Origin of the sequence: Rothia aeria (assembly GCF_016726365.1) — a bacterium.
GTDB lineage: Bacteria > Actinomycetota > Actinomycetes > Actinomycetales > Micrococcaceae > Rothia > Rothia aeria.
This window is the reverse complement of sequence record NZ_CP068102.1, coordinates 1,188,585-1,209,727: the sequence shown is the minus strand read 5'-3', so window position 1 is coordinate 1,209,727 and position 21,143 is coordinate 1,188,585. Positions and strand designations below refer to the sequence as shown.

21 protein-coding genes, 1 tRNA gene and 1 riboswitch are annotated in these 21,143 nt (G+C 56.7%); of the genes, 15 read left to right on the top strand and 7 right to left on the bottom strand.

Annotation, left to right across the window (positions count from 1 at the left end; translation table 11 throughout):
* The first annotated feature begins 5 nt into the window (after positions 1-5).
* From tadA to I6I94_RS04985, 7 genes are all read left to right on the top strand, one after another.
* Positions 6-524 carry a tRNA adenosine(34) deaminase TadA gene (gene tadA, locus I6I94_RS05015; protein WP_128087391.1) on the top strand — a complete coding sequence of 173 codons (519 nt, stop codon included), beginning with the start codon at positions 6-8 and terminating at the stop codon, positions 522-524.
* 137 nt (positions 525-661) lie between these two features.
* Positions 662-1,279: a TetR/AcrR family transcriptional regulator gene (locus I6I94_RS05010; protein WP_128087392.1), complete on the top strand. Its 618-nt coding sequence runs from the start codon at positions 662-664 to the stop codon at positions 1,277-1,279.
* A 142-nt stretch (positions 1,280-1,421) separates the two neighbouring features.
* Positions 1,422-1,508 (top strand) — tRNA-Ser (locus I6I94_RS05005).
* Positions 1,509-1,844: 336 nt separating this feature from the next.
* Positions 1,845-2,162: a hypothetical protein gene (locus tag I6I94_RS05000; protein WP_201620959.1), complete on the top strand. Its 318-nt coding sequence runs from the start codon at positions 1,845-1,847 to the stop codon at positions 2,160-2,162.
* A gap of 141 nt (positions 2,163-2,303) precedes the next feature.
* Entirely contained in the window at positions 2,304-2,756 is a 453-nt protein-coding gene (locus I6I94_RS04995; protein WP_201620958.1) for a hypothetical protein, read from the top strand.
* A 316-nt stretch (positions 2,757-3,072) separates the two neighbouring features.
* Positions 3,073-4,551 (top strand): O-acetylhomoserine aminocarboxypropyltransferase/cysteine synthase family protein, encoded by a 1,479-nt coding sequence (locus tag I6I94_RS04990; RefSeq protein WP_201620957.1) that lies wholly within the window; start codon positions 3,073-3,075, stop codon positions 4,549-4,551.
* Positions 4,551-5,054, top strand: coding sequence for a CoA-binding protein (locus I6I94_RS04985; protein ID WP_013398362.1), 504 nt, complete (start codon positions 4,551-4,553; stop codon positions 5,052-5,054). The genes I6I94_RS04990 and I6I94_RS04985 overlap by 1 nt, the downstream gene beginning before the upstream one ends.
* 654 nt (positions 5,055-5,708) lie before the next feature.
* Here the strand turns inward: I6I94_RS04985 and I6I94_RS04980 are convergent.
* Positions 5,709-6,512, bottom strand: a complete 804-nt coding sequence (locus I6I94_RS04980; protein ID WP_006888541.1) for a trimeric intracellular cation channel family protein — start codon at positions 6,510-6,512, stop codon at positions 5,709-5,711.
* A gap of 208 nt (positions 6,513-6,720) precedes the next feature.
* Here I6I94_RS04980 and I6I94_RS04975 point away from each other — a divergent pair, with 208 nt between their 5' ends.
* Positions 6,721-7,338, top strand: coding sequence for an L-alanine-DL-glutamate epimerase (locus tag I6I94_RS04975; RefSeq protein ID WP_128087396.1), 618 nt, complete (start codon positions 6,721-6,723; stop codon positions 7,336-7,338).
* Positions 7,339-7,684: 346 nt separating this feature from the next.
* Here I6I94_RS04975 and I6I94_RS04970 read toward each other — a convergent pair whose 3' ends face one another.
* Both I6I94_RS04970 and I6I94_RS04965 read right to left on the bottom strand, forming a co-directional pair.
* A complete protein-coding gene (locus tag I6I94_RS04970) occupies positions 7,685-8,215 on the bottom strand; it encodes a carboxymuconolactone decarboxylase family protein (RefSeq protein ID WP_006888559.1) in 531 nt (176 codons plus the stop codon).
* Positions 8,215-8,796: a peroxiredoxin gene (locus I6I94_RS04965; protein WP_023133587.1), complete on the bottom strand. Its 582-nt coding sequence runs from the start codon at positions 8,794-8,796 to the stop codon at positions 8,215-8,217. The genes I6I94_RS04970 and I6I94_RS04965 overlap by 1 nt, the downstream gene beginning before the upstream one ends.
* A gap of 186 nt (positions 8,797-8,982) precedes the next feature.
* Here I6I94_RS04965 and I6I94_RS04960 point away from each other — a divergent pair, with 186 nt between their 5' ends.
* Positions 8,983-9,567 (top strand): GNAT family N-acetyltransferase, encoded by a 585-nt coding sequence (locus I6I94_RS04960; RefSeq protein ID WP_201620956.1) that lies wholly within the window; start codon positions 8,983-8,985, stop codon positions 9,565-9,567.
* Positions 9,568-9,678: 111 nt separating this feature from the next.
* Here the strand turns inward: I6I94_RS04960 and I6I94_RS04955 are convergent, their stop codons facing one another.
* From I6I94_RS04955 to I6I94_RS04945, 3 genes are all read right to left on the bottom strand, one after another.
* On the bottom strand, positions 9,679-11,016 hold the full coding sequence (locus tag I6I94_RS04955) for a glycosyltransferase 87 family protein (RefSeq protein WP_201620955.1): 1,338 nt from the start codon (positions 11,014-11,016) through the stop codon (positions 9,679-9,681).
* A 133-nt stretch (positions 11,017-11,149) separates the two neighbouring features.
* Positions 11,150-11,467 carry an acylphosphatase gene (locus I6I94_RS04950; RefSeq protein ID WP_128087397.1) on the bottom strand — a complete coding sequence of 106 codons (318 nt, stop codon included), beginning with the start codon at positions 11,465-11,467 and terminating at the stop codon, positions 11,150-11,152.
* A 108-nt stretch (positions 11,468-11,575) separates the two neighbouring features.
* The gene (locus I6I94_RS04945) at positions 11,576-12,268 is read right to left on the bottom strand and encodes an SDR family oxidoreductase (protein WP_128087398.1); all 693 of its coding nucleotides are present in this window, start codon (positions 12,266-12,268) and stop codon (positions 11,576-11,578) included.
* 296 nt (positions 12,269-12,564) lie between these two features.
* Here I6I94_RS04945 and I6I94_RS04940 point away from each other — a divergent pair, with 296 nt between their 5' ends.
* The gene (locus I6I94_RS04940) at positions 12,565-14,307 is read left to right on the top strand and encodes an MDR family MFS transporter (protein ID WP_128087399.1); all 1,743 of its coding nucleotides are present in this window, start codon (positions 12,565-12,567) and stop codon (positions 14,305-14,307) included.
* A 126-nt stretch (positions 14,308-14,433) separates the two neighbouring features.
* Here I6I94_RS04940 and I6I94_RS04935 read toward each other — a convergent pair whose 3' ends face one another.
* A complete protein-coding gene (locus I6I94_RS04935) occupies positions 14,434-16,581 on the bottom strand; it encodes an AMP-binding protein (protein ID WP_201620954.1) in 2,148 nt (715 codons plus the stop codon).
* Between the two features lie 5 nt (positions 16,582-16,586).
* Positions 16,587-16,703: riboswitch (SAM riboswitch) on the bottom strand.
* A 305-nt stretch (positions 16,704-17,008) separates the two neighbouring features.
* Here I6I94_RS04935 and I6I94_RS04930 point away from each other — a divergent pair.
* The 5 genes from I6I94_RS04930 (at position 17,009) to I6I94_RS04910 (ending at position 21,108) form a co-directional block, all read left to right on the top strand.
* On the top strand, positions 17,009-17,359 hold the full coding sequence (locus I6I94_RS04930; RefSeq protein ID WP_006888509.1) for a VOC family protein: 351 nt from the start codon (positions 17,009-17,011) through the stop codon (positions 17,357-17,359).
* A gap of 656 nt (positions 17,360-18,015) precedes the next feature.
* A complete protein-coding gene (locus I6I94_RS04925) occupies positions 18,016-18,183 on the top strand; it encodes a hypothetical protein (protein WP_157769145.1) in 168 nt (55 codons plus the stop codon).
* A gap of 598 nt (positions 18,184-18,781) precedes the next feature.
* Complete coding sequence (locus I6I94_RS04920; RefSeq protein ID WP_172425646.1) at positions 18,782-20,404, top strand: asparagine synthase-related protein; 1,623 nt, start codon at positions 18,782-18,784, stop codon at positions 20,402-20,404.
* Positions 20,397-20,699 (top strand): PqqD family protein, encoded by a 303-nt coding sequence (locus I6I94_RS04915; protein WP_236588963.1) that lies wholly within the window; start codon positions 20,397-20,399, stop codon positions 20,697-20,699. The genes I6I94_RS04920 and I6I94_RS04915 overlap by 8 nt, the downstream gene beginning before the upstream one ends.
* Positions 20,692-21,108 carry a lasso peptide biosynthesis B2 protein gene (locus tag I6I94_RS04910; protein WP_128087402.1) on the top strand — a complete coding sequence of 139 codons (417 nt, stop codon included), beginning with the start codon at positions 20,692-20,694 and terminating at the stop codon, positions 21,106-21,108. Before I6I94_RS04915 ends, I6I94_RS04910 begins: the two co-directional genes overlap by 8 nt.
* Positions 21,109-21,143: the final 35 nt, after the last annotated feature.

Genomic DNA, 21,143 nt, shown 5'->3' with positions numbered 1-21,143 from the left:
CTGTTATGGATGATGAAGAGTACGCGGTAGATGCCGGTGATTCCGCTGTTCTTAGCGATGCCCCGGCCCTGCCGGAGCATCAGCGGTGGATGCACCTGGCCCTGGATGAGGCCCGCGCCGCAGCCGGTGAGGGTGAGGTGCCGATTGGGGCGGTAGTTATTGACCCTGCCGGGCGTGTTATTGGTTCGGGGCATAATATGCGTGAGCGGCACCATGACCCCAGCGCGCATGCTGAGGTGCTTGCTATTCGTGCTGCCGCCCAGCAGCTGGGCACGTGGCGGCTGCAGGGGTGCACCCTGGTGGTGACTGTGGAGCCGTGCCTCATGTGTGCTGGGGCGGTGCTCATGGCGCGTATCCCCACCGTGGTTTTTGGGGCTTGGGAGACGAAGACGGGCGCGGTGGGGAGCCGGTATGATGTGCTGCGTGATGCTCGATGTGCGCCGCCGGTGCGGGTGTATGCGGGGGTGCTGCGGCAGGATTGTGCGCGTGTCATGAGTGGTTTCTTTGCCCGTAAACGTGACTAGTGCGCGGGGCGGCTGGGGGAGCGGGCCTCACGGTGGGGCTGCTGCGGTTCGTGTGTGGGCTTTGAAGCAGTTAGCCCCCACGGTAGCAGTCTAATAGTATAGAGGTAATAGTACTCACAGGAGGGGAGGGCTTAGCGTTGCAGCGTCCCGTTGCCGAGGCCGCGACTCGTCGCCCCGGCCGCACCAGCAAAACCCAGCTGAAGCTTTTTAACGCGGCCATGGAAATCATGGGACAGCGGGGGCCAGAGTTTGCAACCGTTGAAGAGGTTGCGCAGCTTGCTGGCGTTTCGAAGGGCACCGTCTACTACAATTTCGGGTCGAAGAAAACGATGATCGACCAGCTTTTGCAGTACGGAACCGACCTGCTACTGCGCCAGATGGAGGCCGCCGCTCAGATGCATAGCGACCCCCGTGAGGCGCTGAGGGCCAGCATCTACACGGCACTGAAATACCTTGAGGACCGACCGGGGTACGCCCGGCTGTGGATCGCTGAGGTGTGGAAGAGCATGAACGACTGGTCGGAGAGCATGATTGATAGCCGTCAGAGCCTGCTGGACTTCATCGAGGCCAGGGTGGCTGCCCTGAGCAAACGGTACATGATTGACAGGGCCCAGGATGTGCGTTCCACCTCGGTCGCTATTTTTGGTGCCGCCTATATGCTGTCAATGGACCGGGTGATTCACAGTTCGCCCCGCACCGCTGAAGACGCCACGCGCGCGGTCATGCAGGTGGTGGACGGGTACATCCGCCGGTAGCCAGAGAGCCGCCCACTCGCAGGCGCAGCAGGGACGAAAAACAGACCGCTATAGCGCGGCCAGCCCCATAGGCCCTGGCAGCTGTGGGGGTCTGAGGGGGTTTTGCGATGCCCCAGACGGTGCGTTAGAATAGCTTAAAGCTGGTGGTGTGTCCGAGCGGCCGAAGGTGCATCACTCGAAATGATGTTTGGTGTAAAAGCCAACGGGGGTTCAAATCCCTCCACCACCGCTTCTGAACCCGCCGGGTGTCTCGCACTTATGCGAACCCCGGCGGGTTTCTTGTACAGAGTGTCCTCCCGGGAAGTTTGGTGGGCACCGTGTTTCTACACATGCCTTTGTGGCAGCAGAAGACATGATTTTAATACCTGAAAAATTTGTTTGCATGGGTGAATCAAGGCTTATTGGAGAGAATGTAACAGTCTCTCCCCCCCGTCTCTGCGCCACACGATGTATGCGCCCTGAAGGGTCCCTCTTAGTTTGGTAAATTGATACGAGTGGCTTAGATGATGATGTGAAGTATGTTCCAAATAAATCTGGATACAGAACAATTTAAGCCTCTAAAAGAATGGCCTTAGAAAGATATAAGCAGGCCTTTGAACTTCTAAGACGTAAGCCCACAAAAACGGATTCAATAATGCTCAGTGATTATGATAAAAAATTATTATCAGGAATAATAAAAAATCAGGAAACATCTCTATTGGAGATTAAGGAGTATCTAATTAATCTGCAAAATAAGAATGTATCCCAAGATGAATTATATTCATTTCTAGAAGAACTTCGCTCCGATGCAAAAACAGAAAGCGAAGAAGACCGCATTTTAGAAATAATGGATTTAGTATGCGGATGGTGTTCTTGGGGTTTACAAATTTATCCGCAAAAATGATTGAGTTGAAAATTTGGAGGCTCTGGTTCGCAAAAATAACCCAGGAATACCTGGCGTATGCTCAAACTGGCATATTAATATACAATAGTTCTGGACTCAGATGCTATAAAATATTGACCACACACATACCTGGAGGCTTCTATGGATTTATCTCAAATAATTAAACACTATAGAAACTGTTTGTCCGCACTGCCTGACGCCCCTTTATATGGAAATATTCCTCAAGGGGCTGATAAAGTGAGTGGGCAATTAGACTCTTTTTTGACGTTGGAACATAAACAGTTTTTATTATTGTGCAACGGAGGGTCTTTTGGGGATATAGAGTTGTGGAGCGTGGAAGAAATATTGGATAAACAATACAGGGTGCCAAAAAATTTACAAGATTCTATGTATGAAGCGGGACAAGTTTTATATGAACCAATTTTTTTAAATAGAATCAATAACCAGGTAACATTTAATATTGATGGCGAAAAAAGCGTCCCTTTCTCTTCGTTCATTGAGGAATACGTGTTTGGGGAAAAATATAAATATATATTTGATGATGCTGATATAGATGATATGTGGTACTTCTTCCTGCAAGGCAACCCTATTTAGAATCTAATCGCTCAAGCCATAGTCCTCATCCCAAAAAGGCAGTGCGTGCGGAACACACGCACATGGTTTCCTGCTTTTCAGGCGGCTTCCCTCCCTCTATGGGCCTCTGAAACCGAAACAAAAGACGATTTCCGACATGCTGAATGGGCGAGCAGTAAGGCGAGGAGCGAGACGCCGTGTCATAAACCGACACAAACGACACATTGCTACGCGCACTTGGCACGCCCCTGCCTGCTGGCACAGTATAGGGTTGAGTACCTCTGTTCCTCGACCTTGGCGCATCATTCGGCTGCGCTAAGCCAACCAGGAGTCATGCATGGCTGAACATACTTTCGGATTCCGCACCCGCGCCCTGCACGCGGGCGGCACCCCGGACGCTGAACACGGCGCCCGCGCGGTTCCTATCTATCAGACCACCTCGTTCGTTTTCAAAGACACCGACGATGCGGCCAATCTCTTCTCACTGCAGAAGTACGGCAACGTCTACTCGCGCCTATCGAACCCGACCGTTGCCGCGCTGGAGGAGCGCATCGCATCCCTAGAGGGCGGTATTGGGGCGGTGGCGACCGCATCCGGCATGGCCGCCGAGTTCATCACCTTCGCCGCGCTCTGCCAGGCGGGCGACCATATTGTGGCATCTTCCCAGCTGTACGGCGGAACAGTCACCCAGCTGGATGTCTCCCTGCGCCGGTTCGGCATCGAAACAACCTTCGTGGAAGGCACCGACCCCGCAGATTACAAGGCGGCGCTGACCGAGAACACCAAGGCAATCTACACGGAGGTTGTCGCCAACCCCTCCGGCGAGATCGCAGACCTTGAAGGGCTCGCCGCTGTAGCCCATGAGGCGGGAGTCCCCCTCGTTGTGGATGCCACGATCTCAACCCCGTACCTGATTCGCCCGCTGGAACACGGGGCTGACATTGTGATTCACTCCGCCACCAAATTCCTGGGCGGGCACGGAACCACCCTCGGCGGCGTGGTTGTTGAGAGCGGACGGTTCAATTGGGCGAACGGCAACTTCCCGCTCATGACCGAGCCGGTGCCTTCGTACAATAACGTCTCGTGGTGGGGGAACTTCGGCGAATACGGGTTCCTCACAAAACTGCGCTCCGAGCAGCTGCGCGACTTCGGTCCCGCACTCTCACCGCAGTCGGCATTCAACCTGCTTCAGGGCGTCGAAACCCTGCCGCAGCGCATGGATGCGCACCTCGCCAACGCGAAAAAGGTCGTGGACTGGCTGGTTGAGGATGCGCGCATCGCCTACGTGAACTACGCAGGCTTGCCGGGGCATGCGCACCACGAACGCGCGAAAAAACTGTTGCCGCTGGGCGTTGGGTCTGTATTCTCCTTCGGGGTGAAGGGCACCGAGAAGGCGAGCGGCCGCGTGGTTGGCGGCGAGTTCATTAGCGCGCTCGTGCTGGCATCGCATCTGGCGAATATTGGCGACTCGCGCACCCTGGTGCTGCATCCGGGTTCGACCACGCATCAGCAGCTTTCCAGCGAGCAGCTTGCTGCTGCGGGCGTGGGCGAAGACCTGATCCGTATTTCGGTTGGGCTTGAGGATGTTGAAGACATTATCTGGGACCTTGACCAGGCACTCACCCACGCGACTGGCCTGAACCACGCGGGTGAGCGTGTGGGTGAATCCAGTGCCGATAAGCTCGTTGCGGCGCAAGAGGCTCTCGCCGCCGAAGAGGCTGACCCGCAGCAGGGCGCCGCCTGCGCACTGCCGAAGAGCACCGCAGCTTCGGGCGCCTCAGAGTCCAAGGATGCACCCGCGAAGGAGGGCAACTAATGACTGAGAAACGTACCTGGGTAGGCCCGAGCGCCCCCGAGCGGCTGAACATTCTGCGCAATACCCGCACTATCGCGATTGTGGGGATGAGCGATAAGATTTCGCGCGCCTCAAACTTTGTGGCAACTTACCTGCTGTCTTCGTCGCCGTATACGGTGTATTTTGTGAACCCGATTCTTGCGGCGAAAGGTAAGACCGTGCTGGGGCAGCCGGTGTACGCCTCGCTTCAGGATCTACCAGAAGTGCCCGATCTCGTCGAGATTTTCCGCCGCAATGAAGACCTCCCGGGTGTGGTTCAGGAGGCGGTTGATCTGGGCGCGAAGACCGTGTGGATGCAGCTGGGCTCGTGGAATGAGGAAGCTGCCGCTATCGGTGAGGCAGCTGGGCTGAACGTGGTTATGGACCGATGCGTGAAGATCGAGCACGCACGCTTCCATGGTGGACTTCACCTTGCGGGCTTCAATACTGGTGTGATTTCCTCGAAACGCCAAGTCACGGCGTAACTCGGCGACTGTCACAGGCCTAATCTTCACAGCGGCGGCTGTTTGGGAGTAATAAGCTTCCGAACGGCCGCCGCTCTCGTGTGATAAGGTGCGCATCTTCCTGCCCTACAGAAATGGGGGGCGGTATGTTCCGCATCTGGGGTGCTTGGCTGGTCATCATCACAACATCTTCACAGCATCATTACAAAAAGTTGTGATGATACTGGGATGACCGAACAGCCGCAAAAACCTTGAAATATCAGGGGTTTTGTCTTTTAAGAGGCAGCGAAAACAAGCGTCATAACAACATCTTCACAAAAAAGTTGTGATGATATTGAGAAGATATTGTGATGATGCTGTCCCTCTGCCAGCGGAAGAAGGCTGGATAGGTCAGGAGGGCAGAAAATAGGGCTGGTTGGGGTGTTTTAGTACGGTCGTATCGCTGCCGCAGCGGAGCCTATCCTTAGAAAATGGTGGGCATACGGGGTATGCTAATACGAGTACCTTGCGGCTAAAGGATTTCGCGGCGGTCGCAGGGTACTTCTGTGGCGGCGGGGCGTTTGGCACACATGAACACCCCGCCGTCTTTTAGTTTTCGGGGCTTAATATGACGGTGTGCCTCTTCACGGCGTAAAGGTTTACGGTTTACCGCCGGGGCTTTGAGCGGATCGGTGGCTAGTCGCCGCGTTGTTCCCGTTCACGGTGCAGCTGCTCGCGGTACGCCTGAATCTGGTCCTCTGTAATCACATCCAGCTGGTTTGTGAGCGGCGTGCCCGGCGCCCAGCCTTCGTTCTCAAGATGTTCGTGGTCGCGGCGGAATACATCCAGCAGGCGCGGGCGCTGAACCTTCAGCGTGGTAGGCATCGGCAGCCGCCAGTCGCGCCACCGCGCCACAATCCCCAACACCGTGCAGGTGAGCACAGACACTGCGACCGCCACGTTAGGGCGTTCCAGTATCTTGAAACAGATCGCGGTCTCGGCGGCACCCACGAACGCCACCGTGGCGTAGAGCGAGTTCCCGCCGAAGATCGCCGGGATGCGGTTGACCATAATGTCACGGATCACCCCGCCGCCAACCGCCGTGGTCACACCCAGCGCAATAGCCGGGAGCCAGTGCAGCCCCAGGGTAAGGGACTTGATGGTGCCGGTAGCCGCCCAGCAGCCCATGCCCAGAAAGTCCACGACCACTAGGGCGCGGGTGGCCCAGTTCGAGCTCAGATCCAGCACATACGCCAAAGCCGCCGAGGTGATGGCACCCACCCAGTACCAGCCGTCGGTGAGCGCTATCGGAAGCCCCGCGTTCAGCAGCACGTCACGGATCATGCCGCCGCCCATGCTGCAGACGACCGCCAGCAGCAAGAAGCCGACCATGTCAAACCGCAGGGCGCGCGCCACCGCGCCGCCGAGCAGGCCGTTGGCCACCACGGCTGCAATATCTACGACGCGGAACAGCGTCTCGGGCTCGATGGTGCTGAGCACGGTCTGACTCCTTTCGGGGTGAGGTACGGGGAATAATATAGGTCGCATAAGGACGGATACGGCCCGCAGTTTTAGGCGCAACGTCTGCTATCTTACCGCGTGTGCTGCCGCTACGATACCCGCAGGTTTGTGGCGTGCCGCATACACCAGAGCCGTGCGAGACAATGGAAGAAAGTAAACGCAGGTTGAAAGTGCTGAGAGGAACGCAATGGCGGTTTCACGTGAGCAGGTTTTTGAGGTTCTTCAGCGGGTGCATCAGGCACTAGAGCATGGTCTGCCTGGCTGGTCGGTGCGCCCAAATATTACGGGAACCGGCGCGGTGGGACTGTATCTTGACGGCCCCGAGCTGCCGCTGATGGGCGTGAATCTGGCGGGCGAGCCCGTGGCACGGCATCTGTGCGGGACGGTTCAGAGTGCCGATCGTGGGCTTCCCGGCGAGCTGGATCAGGTGCGGTATCAGTACATTTTGGGCGTGAGCGTGACCGAGCGTGACGAGGAATATCCCGAATTGACCGACCTGCCCAAGACGGGGGAGCCCAGCTGGGTTGATGCTCTGCGGGTGTTGGAACGGCAAGTCATCGCAGAAGCCCGGGACGAGTTTTTCATCAGCCGCGGCGGGTATGTGCCTGGTCGTCGGGCTTTGGGGAAACGCCGGGTGGCGCTGCGGCGCGAGTTCTTCCCCGGCAAACCCTGGCTGGGCTTGGGCACGATTGACTGGTGCGCGGGTGTGCGGTCCACTCCTGTCTACGCCGGTGAGCTGGATGCGCTCGCCACCGCCGCGGTTCGCCTCGCCTCCACCTGGGATGCGGCGCTCCGGTCGGCCTAAAATGCACCTGACAAGAGGTTTTATACGTGACATGCTCACGTTATACATAAGATTCACGAATTAGGCATATTGCCCACAGAGGGCAGCGGGCGAGTCTTCCGCACTCAACGCCCACAGTTTTCACCTGTGTGGATAACCGATAACCCCTAAAGCGCTCTTAGTCCCTTCCCGTTCTGCGGCGTGTGCTAGTTTCTAAAACACATACTTCGCGAGGGTCACATATCCTACGCCCGCGCACTAAAAGGCTCTTCTCCCATTAGCTTGCGTCAAAGACGCCGGTTGGTTCGGGAGAAGAGCCTTTTAGACGAGATATCTGCGCTGTGAGGCCTGTGGGGGACCTGTGTGCTTAGCCCAGCGCTTCAGCCAGCTGGATACCCTGCGCCACGCCGCCCAAGGTTGCCGCAATGCGGATCAGGTCATTAACCTGCTCCTTGGAGGCGCCCTCCTCGCGGATGGTGTGCTCGTGGGCAGCCACGCAGTGCGAACAACCGTTCACGGCAGAAACTGCGAGCGCCAGCATCTCAAAGTCGAGCTTGTCGATACCGCCATTTTTACCGATGATCTGCATGCGCAGGTTTGCGCGCTGATCGTCGTAGGCGCCGTCGAGGAAGCCACGGGTGCGGTAGAAGATGTTGTTCATCCCCATGATGGTTGCCGCGCCGAGTGCCGCATCGAAGGCGGTGTCGCTCAGGTGCTCTTTCGCTTCTGCTGCGATCTCAACGATAACGGAATCAACCTTGGTTGCCGCCGCGGTGGCCAGGATTGCGCCCCAGAGCTGCTGCTCGGTGAGCGAGGTGATGCGCGGCAGCGAAGACAGGTTCAGGTTCATGTCCTTCGCGTAGGAAGGCAGCGCGTTACGCAGGTTCTCGATGCTCATTACTTCATCTCCTTGAAGGCGTCGATGGTTTCTGCACCCTTCTTCCAGTTGCAGGCGCACAGTTCGTCGGACTGGAGCGCATCCAGCTGGCGGAGCACTTCGTCGGTGTTGCGGCCGACGGAATCTGCGGTAATGGACACCGACTGGATGGTGTTGTGCGGGTCGATGATGAAGGTTGCGCGGTCTGCCACGCCGTCCTTGTTGAGGATGCCCAGGGCGCTGGTGAGCTCGCGCTTGAGGTCGGATGCCATGACGATGGGCAGATCTACGAGCTCTTCGTGGGAGCGGCGCCATGCGTAGTGGGTGTATTCGTTATCCACGGATACGCCGATAACCTGGCAGTCGCGTGCCTCGAATTCGTCGGCGAGCTTGCCGAATGCGGCGATTTCGGTGGGGCAGACGAAGGTGAAGTCCTTGGGCCAGAAGAATACGACGCGCCAGGTGTCTTCGTCCAGACCCTCGGAGGAAACGGTGGTGAAGTAATCTTCGGGCTTGTTTGCCTCAATCTCGGCGAGCTTGCCGGGAACAACGCCGGTCAGCTCGTAAGCGGGGAACTGGTCGCCAATGGATAGTACAGCCATTTATGCCCTTTCAGGTTGTGGTGTGAAGCTCCCGAACGATAGTGTGCGGTCTTTCGGAAACTGTATTTTTGGTGCCCTCGAAGGGGAAGTAACTCCATATTATTATGAGTAATTCATAATTACAAGGTGGCAAGGGCCTCTGAGTATGTGTTTTGTATCACTCTATGGTGTGTGTATACTCGTGCCATGAAAATTCCTGAACTCATCACCGAAAAATTCACCCTCAGGCCCCTGCGTGAAGCTGACCTCGACGAACTGGTGCAGATCTGCACCGACCCCGAAACCGTGCGCTGGACCACCGTCCCCCTGAACTACACGCGCGACGACGCGCAAACCTTCCTCACCTTCACCCAGCGCGCCGCAGCCGCCGGGCGTGAACTCACCTGGGCCATTGATGACAGCGGGGTGCTCGCAGGGGCTATCTCCCTGCGCCTGCCCGAAGGCTCCGCAAACGCGCCCGGAACATATGCAGACTTAGGGTTTTATACGGCTGCCCAGATGCGCGGGCGCGGCATTATGACCGATGCGGTACGCACCGTCCTCGGCTTCAGCTTCGACCCGCTCGGGCTGGGACTAGACACTATCGGATGGGCGGCACTGGTGGGAAACGCAGCATCCGAACGGGTGGCGGTAAAAGCCGGGTTTACGAATATTACCGACGAAACCAGCACCAGCGCGGCCCGCCCCGATAAGTACGGCAACCGGAAGGCTGTCGCCGTGCGGCAAGCAACCATGACCCGCGCCCAATTCGCCGAAATCTGGCGTGATTAGGCGTTGGGTGTACGTATCCTGGCCTCTCTCGCCGTTTCCGCCGCGTAAAAAGGCTCTTTATGTGAATAAAGCGGAGTTTCTAATGCTTTATTCACATAAAGAGCCTTCTTATCATTGTCTACTTTCAGCAGGGCGGCGTAGGAGCACCGCCCACAGCACAACCAACACCACGAGCGCCAATGCTGGAATTGAGGTCACAAACATAACCGGCTGCTCATCCGCCGCCCGCAGAAGCAGGGTATGCGCATCCATCCCCGGATACCTGCCGGTAAATGGGTAAAAATCGACACGCCGCCAGAAGCGCACCACGAGCTTTCCCCAGTCCAGAAGCGTATTAATCAGCATGAGAGAACTCAGCGCATAGCACAGATAACACAGGATGCGCCCCGCACGAGAACGCCACCGTGCCACCAGCGGCAAGAAATCGACCGCCGCGCACACCATAAAAATCGGCAGAATCACGGCGTGATGGAACCAGCTGATTGGTGAGATAAACACTGGCACAAGAATCGCCAACGAGATCTGCGATAGATAGAGGTTGTGCTGCTCCATCTTCCGCAGGGCGTACCCTATCACCGCAATTAGCGCGATTGCCGCGATCCCGTACAGCGCCTTCAGTACGGTACCATCCTGAAAGGTCATGCGCCCTAAAACGCCTTGAATCGCCATGCTATTGCTCGATATCGGGTTGCCCACGCGTGACGGGTCCCAGATGACGCTGCCCCAATAGGTGAGAGACTGCTGCGGAAGCACAGCAAACCCCGCCGCAATGGTTCCCGCAAACGAGACCCCCAGTGCAATAATGGATTTCCACTCTTTACGCACTAGAAAAAGAACTCCTATGGCGAGCGGAGTAAGTTTAATGCCCGCAGCAATACCGATAAAAACGCCGCGCGGAATCCTGGTACCCGGCCGCAGAAGATCGTAGAGAATAAGCACCAGCAGATACGGATTTATTTGACCGTACAAGAAATTATTGCGCCACGGCGCTGAAAGTAAGATAAGCGCGGCACACAAAACAATAAAGGAAAAAGGCGAAAGATATTTCTCAAAAAGCAGCCGAGAATTGCGCTTTGCCAGATAGTCACGCAGAACCTTGGCGCAATAGAAGGCAATAGGTACGAAAAATGCCAGATGAAGGCCAATTGCCACCCGCAGGGGCAAGAACGATGCGGGAATAAAGAGGAGCGAGGCAAACGGCGGGTACGTAAACGCAAGCCACAGGCCGCTGTCGCCGAAAATATATCTAAAGTTTTCTGCCCGCACAGTTTCACGAAGAATATCGAGATCATAGAGGTTACTGGGGTAATCAAGAAACCAGTTAACGCTTTTACCCCCGGCATAATAGACAAGATAATCATATGCCAGAAATTCGCGCAGGTTATAAACAATAACTCCAGCTAAGAAAAGAATGCAGGCACCGGTTATGCCCCAGCGATAGCGTGTCATCAAGGACCTCCATGAACTACGTGAATGATATGAGTGCGTAGACCATTATTCCACGTTACCGGGTATTTGGGGGCATACTGCGGGGTGCATCGGGAGCATAAAGAGCCTTTTTAGCATGGGGAGTGGAGGAGCGCTACCGGATCCCGAACCCCTTGAACGTGCCCTGCGGATCGCTGAAGGTGGCATCCACAAAGTCCACATGCCCAGCCGTATCACCCGAGTTGAGCGCATCCAGCAGGTGCTCGCAGGAGGCGCGGGTTCCCTGCGCGATAACCTTCACACGGCCATCGTCCAGGTTCTCGGCGTACCCGCTCAAACCCATCGGTTTGGCGGTGCCAGCGCACCACCAGCGGAACCCCACCCCCTGCACCCGCCCGCTCACGTACGCGGTGAGCTGCGCCTCGGCAGGTTCGGGAGCTGTTTTATCGGTGAAATAGCTGAAGAAGCCCATACGGACGCCCCTTTACCGGTCATTACTCGTGCTCATAGCCATTATCTAAAACTGCGGCCCGGATTGCACGAATCCGGGCCGCCGCCTGCCACACATACGGGGACTGTACTAGCGCAGCTTATTGCTGTTAGGCGCCGATGCGAGAGCCTGAGCGATCGGGGTGGGCCCGCCAATAAACGGGAGCGCCTTCCCAACCGTGGACGGGTCCTCAAGAACCGCCGCCAGCACCTGGGCAACGGTGGCCCGCGGAGTATTAGATTCGGCGCCGGGCGTGTGGGCGGGCTCAACCCCCAGGGTAATACCGCCTGCCTCCTCAAGGGTGAGCATCCCCGGCCCCAGGATCGTGTAATCCAGCCCTGAGCCGCGCAGGTGTTCATCGGCGATCGCCTTCGACTCGGCGTAGGCGTAAAAACTGTTATCAGGGTCGATGCCGTGCCCGGAACCCGCGCCCAGGTACGATACCATCACGTACCGTTTAATACCGGCCAGCCGTGCCGCGTCCATCGACCGGATCGCGGCGTCACGGTCAACCGCGTAGGTGCGTTCCGGCCCGCCGACGCCGCCCGCACCGGCGGACCACACCAGCACCTCGGTTCCCAGCTCAGTCAAAAGCTTCACCATCTCCTCGGTGCTCAATGCGGTAATGTCAGTGACCACCGGGTTCGCCCCGCGCGTGACAATATCCTCTGACTGCTCCGGCCTGCGAATAAGCGCATTGACCGTGTGCCCGCGCTCCACCAGCAGCGGCTCGGCCAGAAGCGCAACTTTCCCGTGCCCGCCAATAATCGTTACAACAGCCATCGTCTCCTCCGTATGTTGGTGAAAATAGCCTACATATTCAGGCTAGGTGCGCTGGGTAGTGATGTCTACACGCGCGTCTTCCGCGTAAAGAGAAAACGGGCGGGTGCGGCCTGCGCACATTGGAACAGCAGACTCGCTGCCGCGGGCGCGGCACGCCAGAAAGCACGTCTTCACCGGGAAGGCACAGCTGCGAGGATCACCATCGCCTACTCGTTCGTGAACGCAAACAGAGCTATGATGAAGTGCTAGGTTTTTATCGCTCGGCGGTACCGCACAGAAGATGAGGCAGGGGATTTATGGCTGAAGAAGCCGCGCCGAAGAAGCGCCCACACACACCATCCATCGAACACGCCGCCGAGAAACCGTGGGTTGCCATGTGGTCACTCGTGATCGGGTTCTTTATGATCCTGCTCGATACCACTATCGTCACCGTGGCGCTGCCCCATATGCAGAATGAGCTCAACGCCTCGCTCTCCGCCGTGATCTGGGTGACCAGTGCTTACCTGCTCGCCTATGCGGTGCCGCTGCTGATTACCGGCCGCCTGGGCGATAGGTTCGGGCAGAAGCAGATGTACCTGCTTGGTATGGTGGTTTTTACCCTCTCCTCGCTGTGGTGCGGGCTCTCGCCCAATGTGGAGATGCTGATTGTTGCGCGCGTGGTGCAGGGGATAGGCGCCTCCCTGATGACCCCGCAAACCATGTCGATTATTACGCTCATGTTCCCGCCGCATAAACGTGGGGTGGCGATGAGCGTGTGGGGTGCGGCGGCCGGTATCGCATCGCTCGTGGGCCCTATCGCTGGCGGTCTGCTCGTGGATGGCCCCGGCTGGACGTGGATCTTCTTCATCAATATCCCTATCGGCGTGATCGGCATCTATCTGGCGGTTCGGAATATCCCGCATTTTCCCTCCAAACAGCACAACTTCGACTGGCTGGGCGTGGTTCTTTCCGCTATCGGCCTGTTCCTGATGGTCTTTGGTATTCAGGAGGGTTCTACCTACGACTGGGGCATTATCACCGAGTCGCTGTGGGGAACCGGAATCCCGGTGAGCGTATGGGGCATGATTATCGCGGGCATCATCGTGTTCACCCTCTTTATCGTGTGGCAGGCTGTTAACCGTAAAGAGCCGCTGGTGCCGCTGGGACTGTTTAAAGACCGCAACTTTTCGGTGTCTAATATTGCTATCGCGGCGATGGGCGCGCACACCCTGACGCTGGCGTTCCCAACCACTATTTATTTCCAGCAGGTGCGCGGTATGAGCCCCACCCAGGCGGCACTCATGACCGCCCCGCTCGCCCTGTTCTCGGGTGCTCTCTCTCCGCTGGTTGGTAAACGTTTGGGCACGTCAAACCCCAAATGGTACGCCGTTTCGGGGTTTGCCCTGCTGGTGGTTGGATTTATTGTTCTGCGTGCTTTGATGACGGCGGATCAGTCCCTCGCGCTTCTGCTTGTACCCTTTGCAATTTTGGGTATTGGCAACTCCATGATTTGGGGTCCGCTGGCGGTGACCGCAACCCGCAACCTGCCGCCTCGTTTAGCGGGTGCCGGGTCGGGCGTGTATAACGAGACTCGCCAGGTTGCCAGTGTGCTTGGTTCGGCGGGTATTGCCACGTTCATGGGCGGCCTGATTACCGAGCAGGTTACACAGGCCATGCAGCGGATGCGTCCCGCAGGTGCCGGTGCAGGCGGAGGCGCTATGAGCGCCCCCGCCGTCAGTGGTGAAGGGATGTCCGGCGGTCAGGTTCCCGATTTCCTGCGTGAACCTATTGCCACCGCGATGAACGACTCACTGATTCTGGCGCTGGCTCTGGCCGCCGTGGGCATGGTCGCGTGCCTCTTCTTCGCCAAGCCGGTGGATAAAGGTGCGTGGGCATCCGGGCAGAACGTTTCGGATGCGCCCAGCAGCGAAAACACCAGTACCAAAAATAGCAGCGCCGAAAACCCCGGCGAGGTCTCCAGCGCGGAAGGCTCTAAAGCCACCGGCGAATCGGATCCAGAGCCCTCTGATAAAGGGGCAGAAACAGGCTCAAAACCCTAACGATACGCAACAAGACGAAAGTGGGAGCGGTTCCTCCATCAAGAAACCGCTCCCAATATGTAATGCGCTCGTTTCTTATCCAGTATGCTCTCGAAAGAGGGTGCATACCGCTTGGCGATGCGCTCCCTACGCTGCCGCCTGCTCTTCGGTGAACGCATCCGGGTTTACTCGCCCGGTGTCTACGAGTACCTGTGCGATAGCGCCGAGCGCCTCCTCATTCTGAAGCGAAGAAATATCGCCCAGCTTATGCCCCTGGTAGAGCTCGCCCAGCAGGCGGCGGGTAATCTTCCCTGAACGAGTCTTAGGAATATCGGCGACCGCGACCACATCCTTGGGTTTAGCGATAGGACCAATATGCTCGCGCACATGCTCGGTGAGTGCCGCCTTCAGCTCATCTTCGGTCAGTGCCCGGCCTTCGTCGGTGAGCGTCACATAGGCGACTGCCTGGTGGCCGGTTAGCTCGTCCTCCACGGGGCACACGCCAGCCTCCACCACGGCCGGGTGCGTCACGAGCGCAGACTCAATTTCGATGGTCGAAAGGCGGTGCCCGGAAATGTTGATCACATCGTCGATGCGCCCCAAAATATACACGTTGCCCTCATCATCGACCTTCGCGCCGTCACCGGCGAGGAACCAGCCGCGCGTACCGTAGTGCTTCCAATAGGAATTCAGGTAGCGTTGCGGGTCGCCCCAGACAGTGCGTGCCATGGAGGGGCCGATCTTATCGACCACAATGAAGCCCTGTTTGCCGGGCTCAACGAGGTCACCGTGCTCGTCCACCACGCGCACCGAGACGCCGGGGACTTCGCGGGTGGCGCATCCGGGAAGGGGAGTGCAGTGCGGGGTGCCTTCGGGGAAGGTCCCTTCGGGTGCGAAGGCGGGGTCGTGTGGTCGCGGGGAGCAGATGGTCGAGCCGGTTTCGGACTGCCACCACGTATCGATAAACGATGCGGTACCCCCGCCCACGTGCTTGCGCAGCCACTTCCACGCCTGAGGGTTAATGGACTCGCCCACAGACCCGAGCAGACGCACAGTTGAGAAGTCGTATTTTCCGGGTTCGGGGCCGTCAGGAAAAGCCCCCATGAGGGAACGAATCAGGGTGGGCGCGGTGTAATAGTTGGTGACGCCGTAGCGTTCGATAACCTCGAAATGACGGCCGTAATGCGGAGTATTGGGGGTACCCTCGAAAATAACCTCGGTCACCCCATTCACAAGCGGACCATAGATTTCATAGGTGTGTGCGGTCACCCACGCGAGATCGGCGGTACACCAGTGCACAGTCGATTCAACCTTCGCCGGGTCGTTCACGGCAGACAGTTCATCGGGGCGCAGCACCCCGTCGTCATCCACATAGTCCGGCAGCAGATCGTACAGCAGTGCGTGGGTGTATGCGGTTTGCACCAAATACCCCGCCATTGTGTGCACCAGGCCTTTGGGTTTGCCCGTGGTGCCGGAGGTATAGATGATAAACAGCGGGTCTTCGGCATCGTGCAGCTCGTACTCGTGGGTATCGGGCTGATCGTCCACCAGGTCGTGGTACCAAATATCGCGCCCGGCCGTCCAGGGAACCTGCGCGTGCGCCACGGGGTCTGCGGCGCTTGTACGGTCCACCACGATCACATGCTCGATATTGTTCTCACCCGAGCATGCTTCATCGGCGTTCACCTTCACGGGCACGACCTTGCCGCGGCGGTTCTGCCCGTCGGTGGTGATCAGAACCTTCGCGCCGGTGTCTTCCACCCGGAACTTCAGTGCCTCCGCCGAGAACCCGCCGAACACGAGCGAATGAATTGCGCCGATCCGCGCGCACGCAAGCGTGAAAATAATGGTTTCGGGAATAACCGGCAGGTAGATTACTACACGGTCGCCTTTACGCACGCCGAGTTTGAGCAGGCCGTTGGCGGCGCGGGCGATGCGTCGCTGCAGTTCGGCGTAGGTGATAGCTTCACGATCGCCGGGTTCACCCTCGAAATAGAGGGCCACTTTGTCGCCGCGGCCCGCCTCCACGTGGCGGTCCACGCAGTTGTAGGCGACGTTAAGTTTGCCGCCCTCGAACCACTTAATCTCGGGTACGGAGTATTCTTCGATGCCCTCAGCATCGGTTCCGATAACCTGCGGTTTCTGGAAGGTATGTGCGTTGTCCCAGGCCTTGCCCCAGCTTAGGCGCTCGGCTTGTTTTTCCCAGAACGCTACCCGTGCCTCATCAGATTCATGCGCGGGGTTGGGGGTAGGGGCTAGCGGGTTTGTGAACGAGAAGGGGCTGGGCAGTCCCACAGTATCTCCCATCGGTTGCTGGCGTTAGCACCTTCGGCGTTATGAGGGCGCATGATGCGCCACCGCAGGCGAGGTTGCTGCGACGTCGTCGAGCCAGGTCTCTCGGTCGCTCTAGATGGATTACCAATCTAGTAAACCCTGTAGCTGGCGCAGGTGCAAAGACACCCCGTCATATTGCGCGTGTGCACACCATGTTCGTAACATTCCGCAATATTTGTTTGATCCCGCACCCAGAGATTAGCTCTCGCGTCGCATACACCCCAGGCGTACAGCCGGCCGGGCGGAGAAACTCTAACCCGCAAATCTAATGAGCTTTAGACTTAAACCCGTTCTTAATCTTGCCCCGTAGGCTTGCATCTCTTGATAGGCTTCATCGTAAGTGCCTGAAGATTGAGCCAAAATAAAACACTCACGGAAGGGGCGTCTGATGGCTGTTAAGCGTATCGTTACTAATCTTGCCGCTGATAAACCTGAGTCAGCTGCTGCTTTTTACCGGGACATCCTGGGCCTGGAGCTGCTCATGGATCACGGATGGATACAGACTTACGGCAATGCGGAAACTACGACTGTGCAGGTCAGCATAGCTAGTGAAGGCGGATCAGGTACCCCGGTGCCTGATTTATCGGTTGAAGTAGATAATCTTGATGAAATCCTCGCCCGCATTCATACGGCAGGTATTACGCTTGAATACGGTGTTGCTGAAGAGCCCTGGGGCGTGCGGAGGTTTTTTGTTCGCGATCCGCTGGGGAACCTGGTGAATATTTTGCAGCATATGTAGCGGATATCATCAAAACTATCACCAGAAGATGGGTTATTAGACTGCTATAAGAGCTGCTGGAAGCGCAGGGGCAGGCATTATCCTACAGAGATAAATATTTGCAGCCTATAAAATTTGCGGGTAAATAATTGTTTTTTGAACTATAAAATAATGTAAAAACTCTTGTGTGGTGCAGGGAATTTAAGCTACGCTACACCACAGTAGGCTAGAAGAGCCTATGTCCAAGAAATTTGGGCTTATGATGATTGGATAATGCAATGTACACCAAAGCAACGTTCACTAAAATTACCTCTTTCCAGGCCGCTACTCATGGATGGTACTGGGGGAATCGTCGTGATATTTACGGAGCCCTCCGGTACGCTAATAAGTAGCATCTTTGCCTTTGGGTAGAACCGGAATAACATACATTTTATTTAGAAACTTCTGGAAATTCATGCACAGTTGTGTAATGCAATATATTCCACATATTGTTTGAGGGGCATAATGTATATTAAGCCAGAATTTAAAAAGATTTCCTCTTTTGCGCATATTACCCGTGGCTGGCTCTGGGGAAGTTACCGTGATGTTTACGGGGTATGGCATGGCCCCAGGACTAATTTCAACGGTGCCGGAGGCTCAAGCGAGTGGTAATAGAGGATAGGTTGAGGTGAAATTCTATGTACACCAAAGCGCAACTTACTAGGCTTGGCTCCTTCGAGGAAGCTACTCACGGCTGGTTCTGGGGAAGCTATCGAGATATTTTCGGTGCGCTCCGTGGACCTAACTCTGGGTTCGAAGGCGGCGGTGGCTTCACCGGCGGAGGCGTCAGTGGAGGCTCATGGTAGCTTCCCGCCAAGGCTTAAAGTGGGTGCCTCTTCTGAGGCACCCACTTTTCTATTGAGTTGCCAACCAATGTTTGCAGAGCCCGTGCCATTCACAGCCCACCTTTTCACGCATCGGGTATCTGCTATGACATTAATTGCTTCTGCTCATATGCGGGAATTACCGGCGCTGCTGGTGGTGGGCAGTTCGTGTAAACCTGCTATTTTAAGCAGAAATACTTTCAGGAAAAATTAAAATAATCGTGAGAATCCCTTGCAAACCATGCAATTTACGGGTTAGGGTAAATCTGTGTAGATAATATATGTAATTTGAGAATTTTAAAATATTTAAGAAAAGGGGAAGAATATGTATATTAAGGCACGTTTTATGAAGATGAACTCTTTTGCAGATTGCACTCACGGCCTTATATACGGGAAATACCGGGATGTTCTCTCCGGTGCCCGGCTTGTGACTCCCCCTGAAGTTGCTCTATAAATAGCGCCCTGCGCGCCAGGTGACTTGTTTATTATTCGCAGAAATCCGCATAAAAGTGGGATGCGGTAAAAACAATAATTAAACGAGCCCATATTTTTAATGTGGAAAGTGACGATAAGGAATCCTGTGGCAGAGCTATACACAACATCCGGTAACGTGCAGAAGATTTCTCACTTTCTTCGTAGCAGCTCGAATAATATAACTGTTCGCCCGTTACCCACTCATGAGGCTTCCGCATCAAACACCGACTCCACCGCAGGTAGCGAGCTGGTATCTTCCGTCTCGCGGCACCGCAGCGTGTACCGTTCAAAGCTGGGGCCGGTGGATCTTCTGAGCACATCAGTAAAACCCCTAGTGGATGCCCTTAATCCCGCTATTAATATGTCTCGGGTGGCCCTCGGGCTATGCCGTAACCCGCCGGGGTGGGTGCGCCGCGTCTCCTACTGGGAGAACATTATGGCGCTGCCCCCAGCCACCACCGTATGCGAAGACGAGCACGGGTCTGTGCAGAACACCTCGTACTTCGCAGATGCCCTCAGCCTGCAGGACAGCACCCTATCTTTTTCCGATGTGTCACAGCACGTATACACCGTTTTGAACTCGGTTCTGAGGCGGCTGGCTGAAGGGCGCACCCACGTATCTGCCGACCTGTCCGGCGGCGTGGACTCCACGGTCATATCCGTGCTCCTCGCAGCGCAGAATGTTCCCTTCACCGCGTTTCACGCCGGGACGGACGATAAAGACAACCGCGATACGCAGCTCGCCCAGAAAATAGCCGAACACTTCGCCATAGACCTCATTAAGCTTGACTCATTTACGAAAAGCACCGCAGGTTTCACCATCCCGGACGAGCTTCGCGGGTTTTCCGAGGCGCCCCGCGCATGGCACGCTAACCTTCCGCACCTTACCGCCCTTGTGCGCAGCGCGCGGGAACGCGGCTCCAGCATCCACTGCCTGGGAATTGGCGGGGACGAGCTGTTTGAGCCCATGCCTGTTCAGGCGCTGCTCTACTTCAAACAGGGTGAGAAAATGCGGGCTATTAAAGCCATTAGCTCCGTTGCGGCCGCCGCCCGCTGGCCGAAAGTATCGACATTACGTGCCGCTTTCTCCCCAGAAACGAAACAGCGTGAGCTGCAGCGGCGCCTGACCCGCCGGGGCCAGAACATCCCTGAAAACATCGATGCTTTCTCCTGGTTCCCGAACTTTACGCTGCCCTCCTGGCTATCCGAAGAAGCTACCGAGCAAGTCATTGAGCTCATGAGGGCGACCCCCATCCCGCCGGAGGAAGAAGAACTGGATAAATACCGGTTCCACATCTACGGGTCCCTGGAATTTCAGGGGGAAGTGCTTCGGGGCATGAACGAGTATTTCAGCGAAACCGGCCTGGAATTTGCCGCACCCTACCTTGAGGACGACATGATCCGCTCCTCCCTGGTGTACCCGGGTGTTCTGAGCGGGCACGGGATGAGCAAACCCGTCATCCTGGAAGCCATGAAAGGCACCCTGCCCGAGTTCTTCTACCGGGACATCTACAAAAGCGACTACAGCTTCGACCTGTACCAAGACTACGAACGCAGCAAAGAAAACTTCCTGAAAATGATCGGCGACAGTCTCCTGGCGGAGCTGAACCTTGTGGATATAGACACTGTCCGCACGATCGCAAACAGCCCCCTGGGCAGCTCAGAGACACTCTACGATTTTGAACGTATGACCCACATGGAGGTATGGCTACGTGAAAACTATGTATAAACGCTACGCGTCACTGCCCGAGAGGTTCTGCATCGCCGATGGCGTCAAAATTTCGGGCACCGAGTCCGGCATCGTGGTTTTTGTGCCCACCCGAAGCGCCTATTTTCAAGGAAACAGCACCACAGAGCACATCTTGGACCTCGTGGAGCAGGGGCGCCGCAACTCAGAAATCATTGACTCTTTCATTCGCCAGTACACACAATCCGACCCGGACGAGATTCGGGAGGACCTTGAAGGCACCCTGCGGGAACTGTGGACGATGGGTGTCCTAGAGAAAGGCGAGGACCATGGGTGATAACCCCACCACCGCAACAGACGCGCACACCGTCAGCAGTATCAAAGCGCGCCTGGCGGTGTGTGCGGCAAAGATTATTGCGCGCCTGCCGGTCACCGTTATTGTTCGCCTGCTGAAAATGTTCCGGCCCCTGCAGAAAAGCTCATCCATTCAGCAGGCGCTCGCGGTTGATGCGAAAGTGCGTGAAGTTTCCCCGCTGTGCCGTGGGGAGCGGGGGTGCCTGGCACGGTCCATCTCAACCTACCTTTTGCTTTCTCTCATGCGCCGGAAAGTGGTGTGGGCTTCCGGGTTCCGGGTGAAACCGTTCCTTGCGCACGCATGGGTCACCGTCGAGGGGGAACCCATTAATGAGCACCACGATGTGCAGGGGTTCGTGACTGTCGCATCCACCAACCCAGAAGCCCGCTAACGCCGTAACCATTCAGGCAAAAACAGGGTGAGGGC

Excerpts from the sequence above, each read along its gene's own strand:
- tadA (WP_128087391.1), top strand. The coding sequence starts at position 6 with ATGGATGATGAAGAGTACGCGGTAGATGCCGGTGATTCCGCTGTTCTT.
- I6I94_RS05000 (WP_201620959.1), top strand. The coding sequence starts at position 1,845 with ATGGCCTTAGAAAGATATAAGCAGGCCTTTGAACTTCTAAGACGTAAG.
- I6I94_RS04995 (WP_201620958.1), top strand. The coding sequence starts at position 2,304 with ATGGATTTATCTCAAATAATTAAACACTATAGAAACTGTTTGTCCGCA.
- I6I94_RS04990 (WP_201620957.1), top strand. The coding sequence starts at position 3,073 with ATGGCTGAACATACTTTCGGATTCCGCACCCGCGCCCTGCACGCGGGC.
- I6I94_RS04985 (WP_013398362.1), top strand. The coding sequence starts at position 4,551 with ATGACTGAGAAACGTACCTGGGTAGGCCCGAGCGCCCCCGAGCGGCTG.
- I6I94_RS04975 (WP_128087396.1), top strand. The coding sequence starts at position 6,721 with ATGGCGGTTTCACGTGAGCAGGTTTTTGAGGTTCTTCAGCGGGTGCAT.
- I6I94_RS04970 (WP_006888559.1), bottom strand. The coding sequence starts at position 8,215 with ATGAGCATCGAGAACCTGCGTAACGCGCTGCCTTCCTACGCGAAGGAC.
- I6I94_RS04965 (WP_023133587.1), bottom strand. The coding sequence starts at position 8,796 with ATGGCTGTACTATCCATTGGCGACCAGTTCCCCGCTTACGAGCTGACC.
- I6I94_RS04960 (WP_201620956.1), top strand. The coding sequence starts at position 8,983 with ATGAAAATTCCTGAACTCATCACCGAAAAATTCACCCTCAGGCCCCTG.
- I6I94_RS04955 (WP_201620955.1), bottom strand. The coding sequence starts at position 11,016 with ATGACACGCTATCGCTGGGGCATAACCGGTGCCTGCATTCTTTTCTTA.
- I6I94_RS04950 (WP_128087397.1), bottom strand. The coding sequence starts at position 11,467 with ATGGGCTTCTTCAGCTATTTCACCGATAAAACAGCTCCCGAACCTGCC.
- I6I94_RS04945 (WP_128087398.1), bottom strand. The coding sequence starts at position 12,268 with ATGGCTGTTGTAACGATTATTGGCGGGCACGGGAAAGTTGCGCTTCTG.
- I6I94_RS04940 (WP_128087399.1), top strand. The coding sequence starts at position 12,565 with ATGGCTGAAGAAGCCGCGCCGAAGAAGCGCCCACACACACCATCCATC.
- I6I94_RS04930 (WP_006888509.1), top strand. The coding sequence starts at position 17,009 with ATGGCTGTTAAGCGTATCGTTACTAATCTTGCCGCTGATAAACCTGAG.
- I6I94_RS04925 (WP_157769145.1), top strand. The coding sequence starts at position 18,016 with ATGTACACCAAAGCGCAACTTACTAGGCTTGGCTCCTTCGAGGAAGCT.
- I6I94_RS04915 (WP_236588963.1), top strand. The coding sequence starts at position 20,397 with ATGTATAAACGCTACGCGTCACTGCCCGAGAGGTTCTGCATCGCCGAT.
- I6I94_RS04910 (WP_128087402.1), top strand. The coding sequence starts at position 20,692 with ATGGGTGATAACCCCACCACCGCAACAGACGCGCACACCGTCAGCAGT.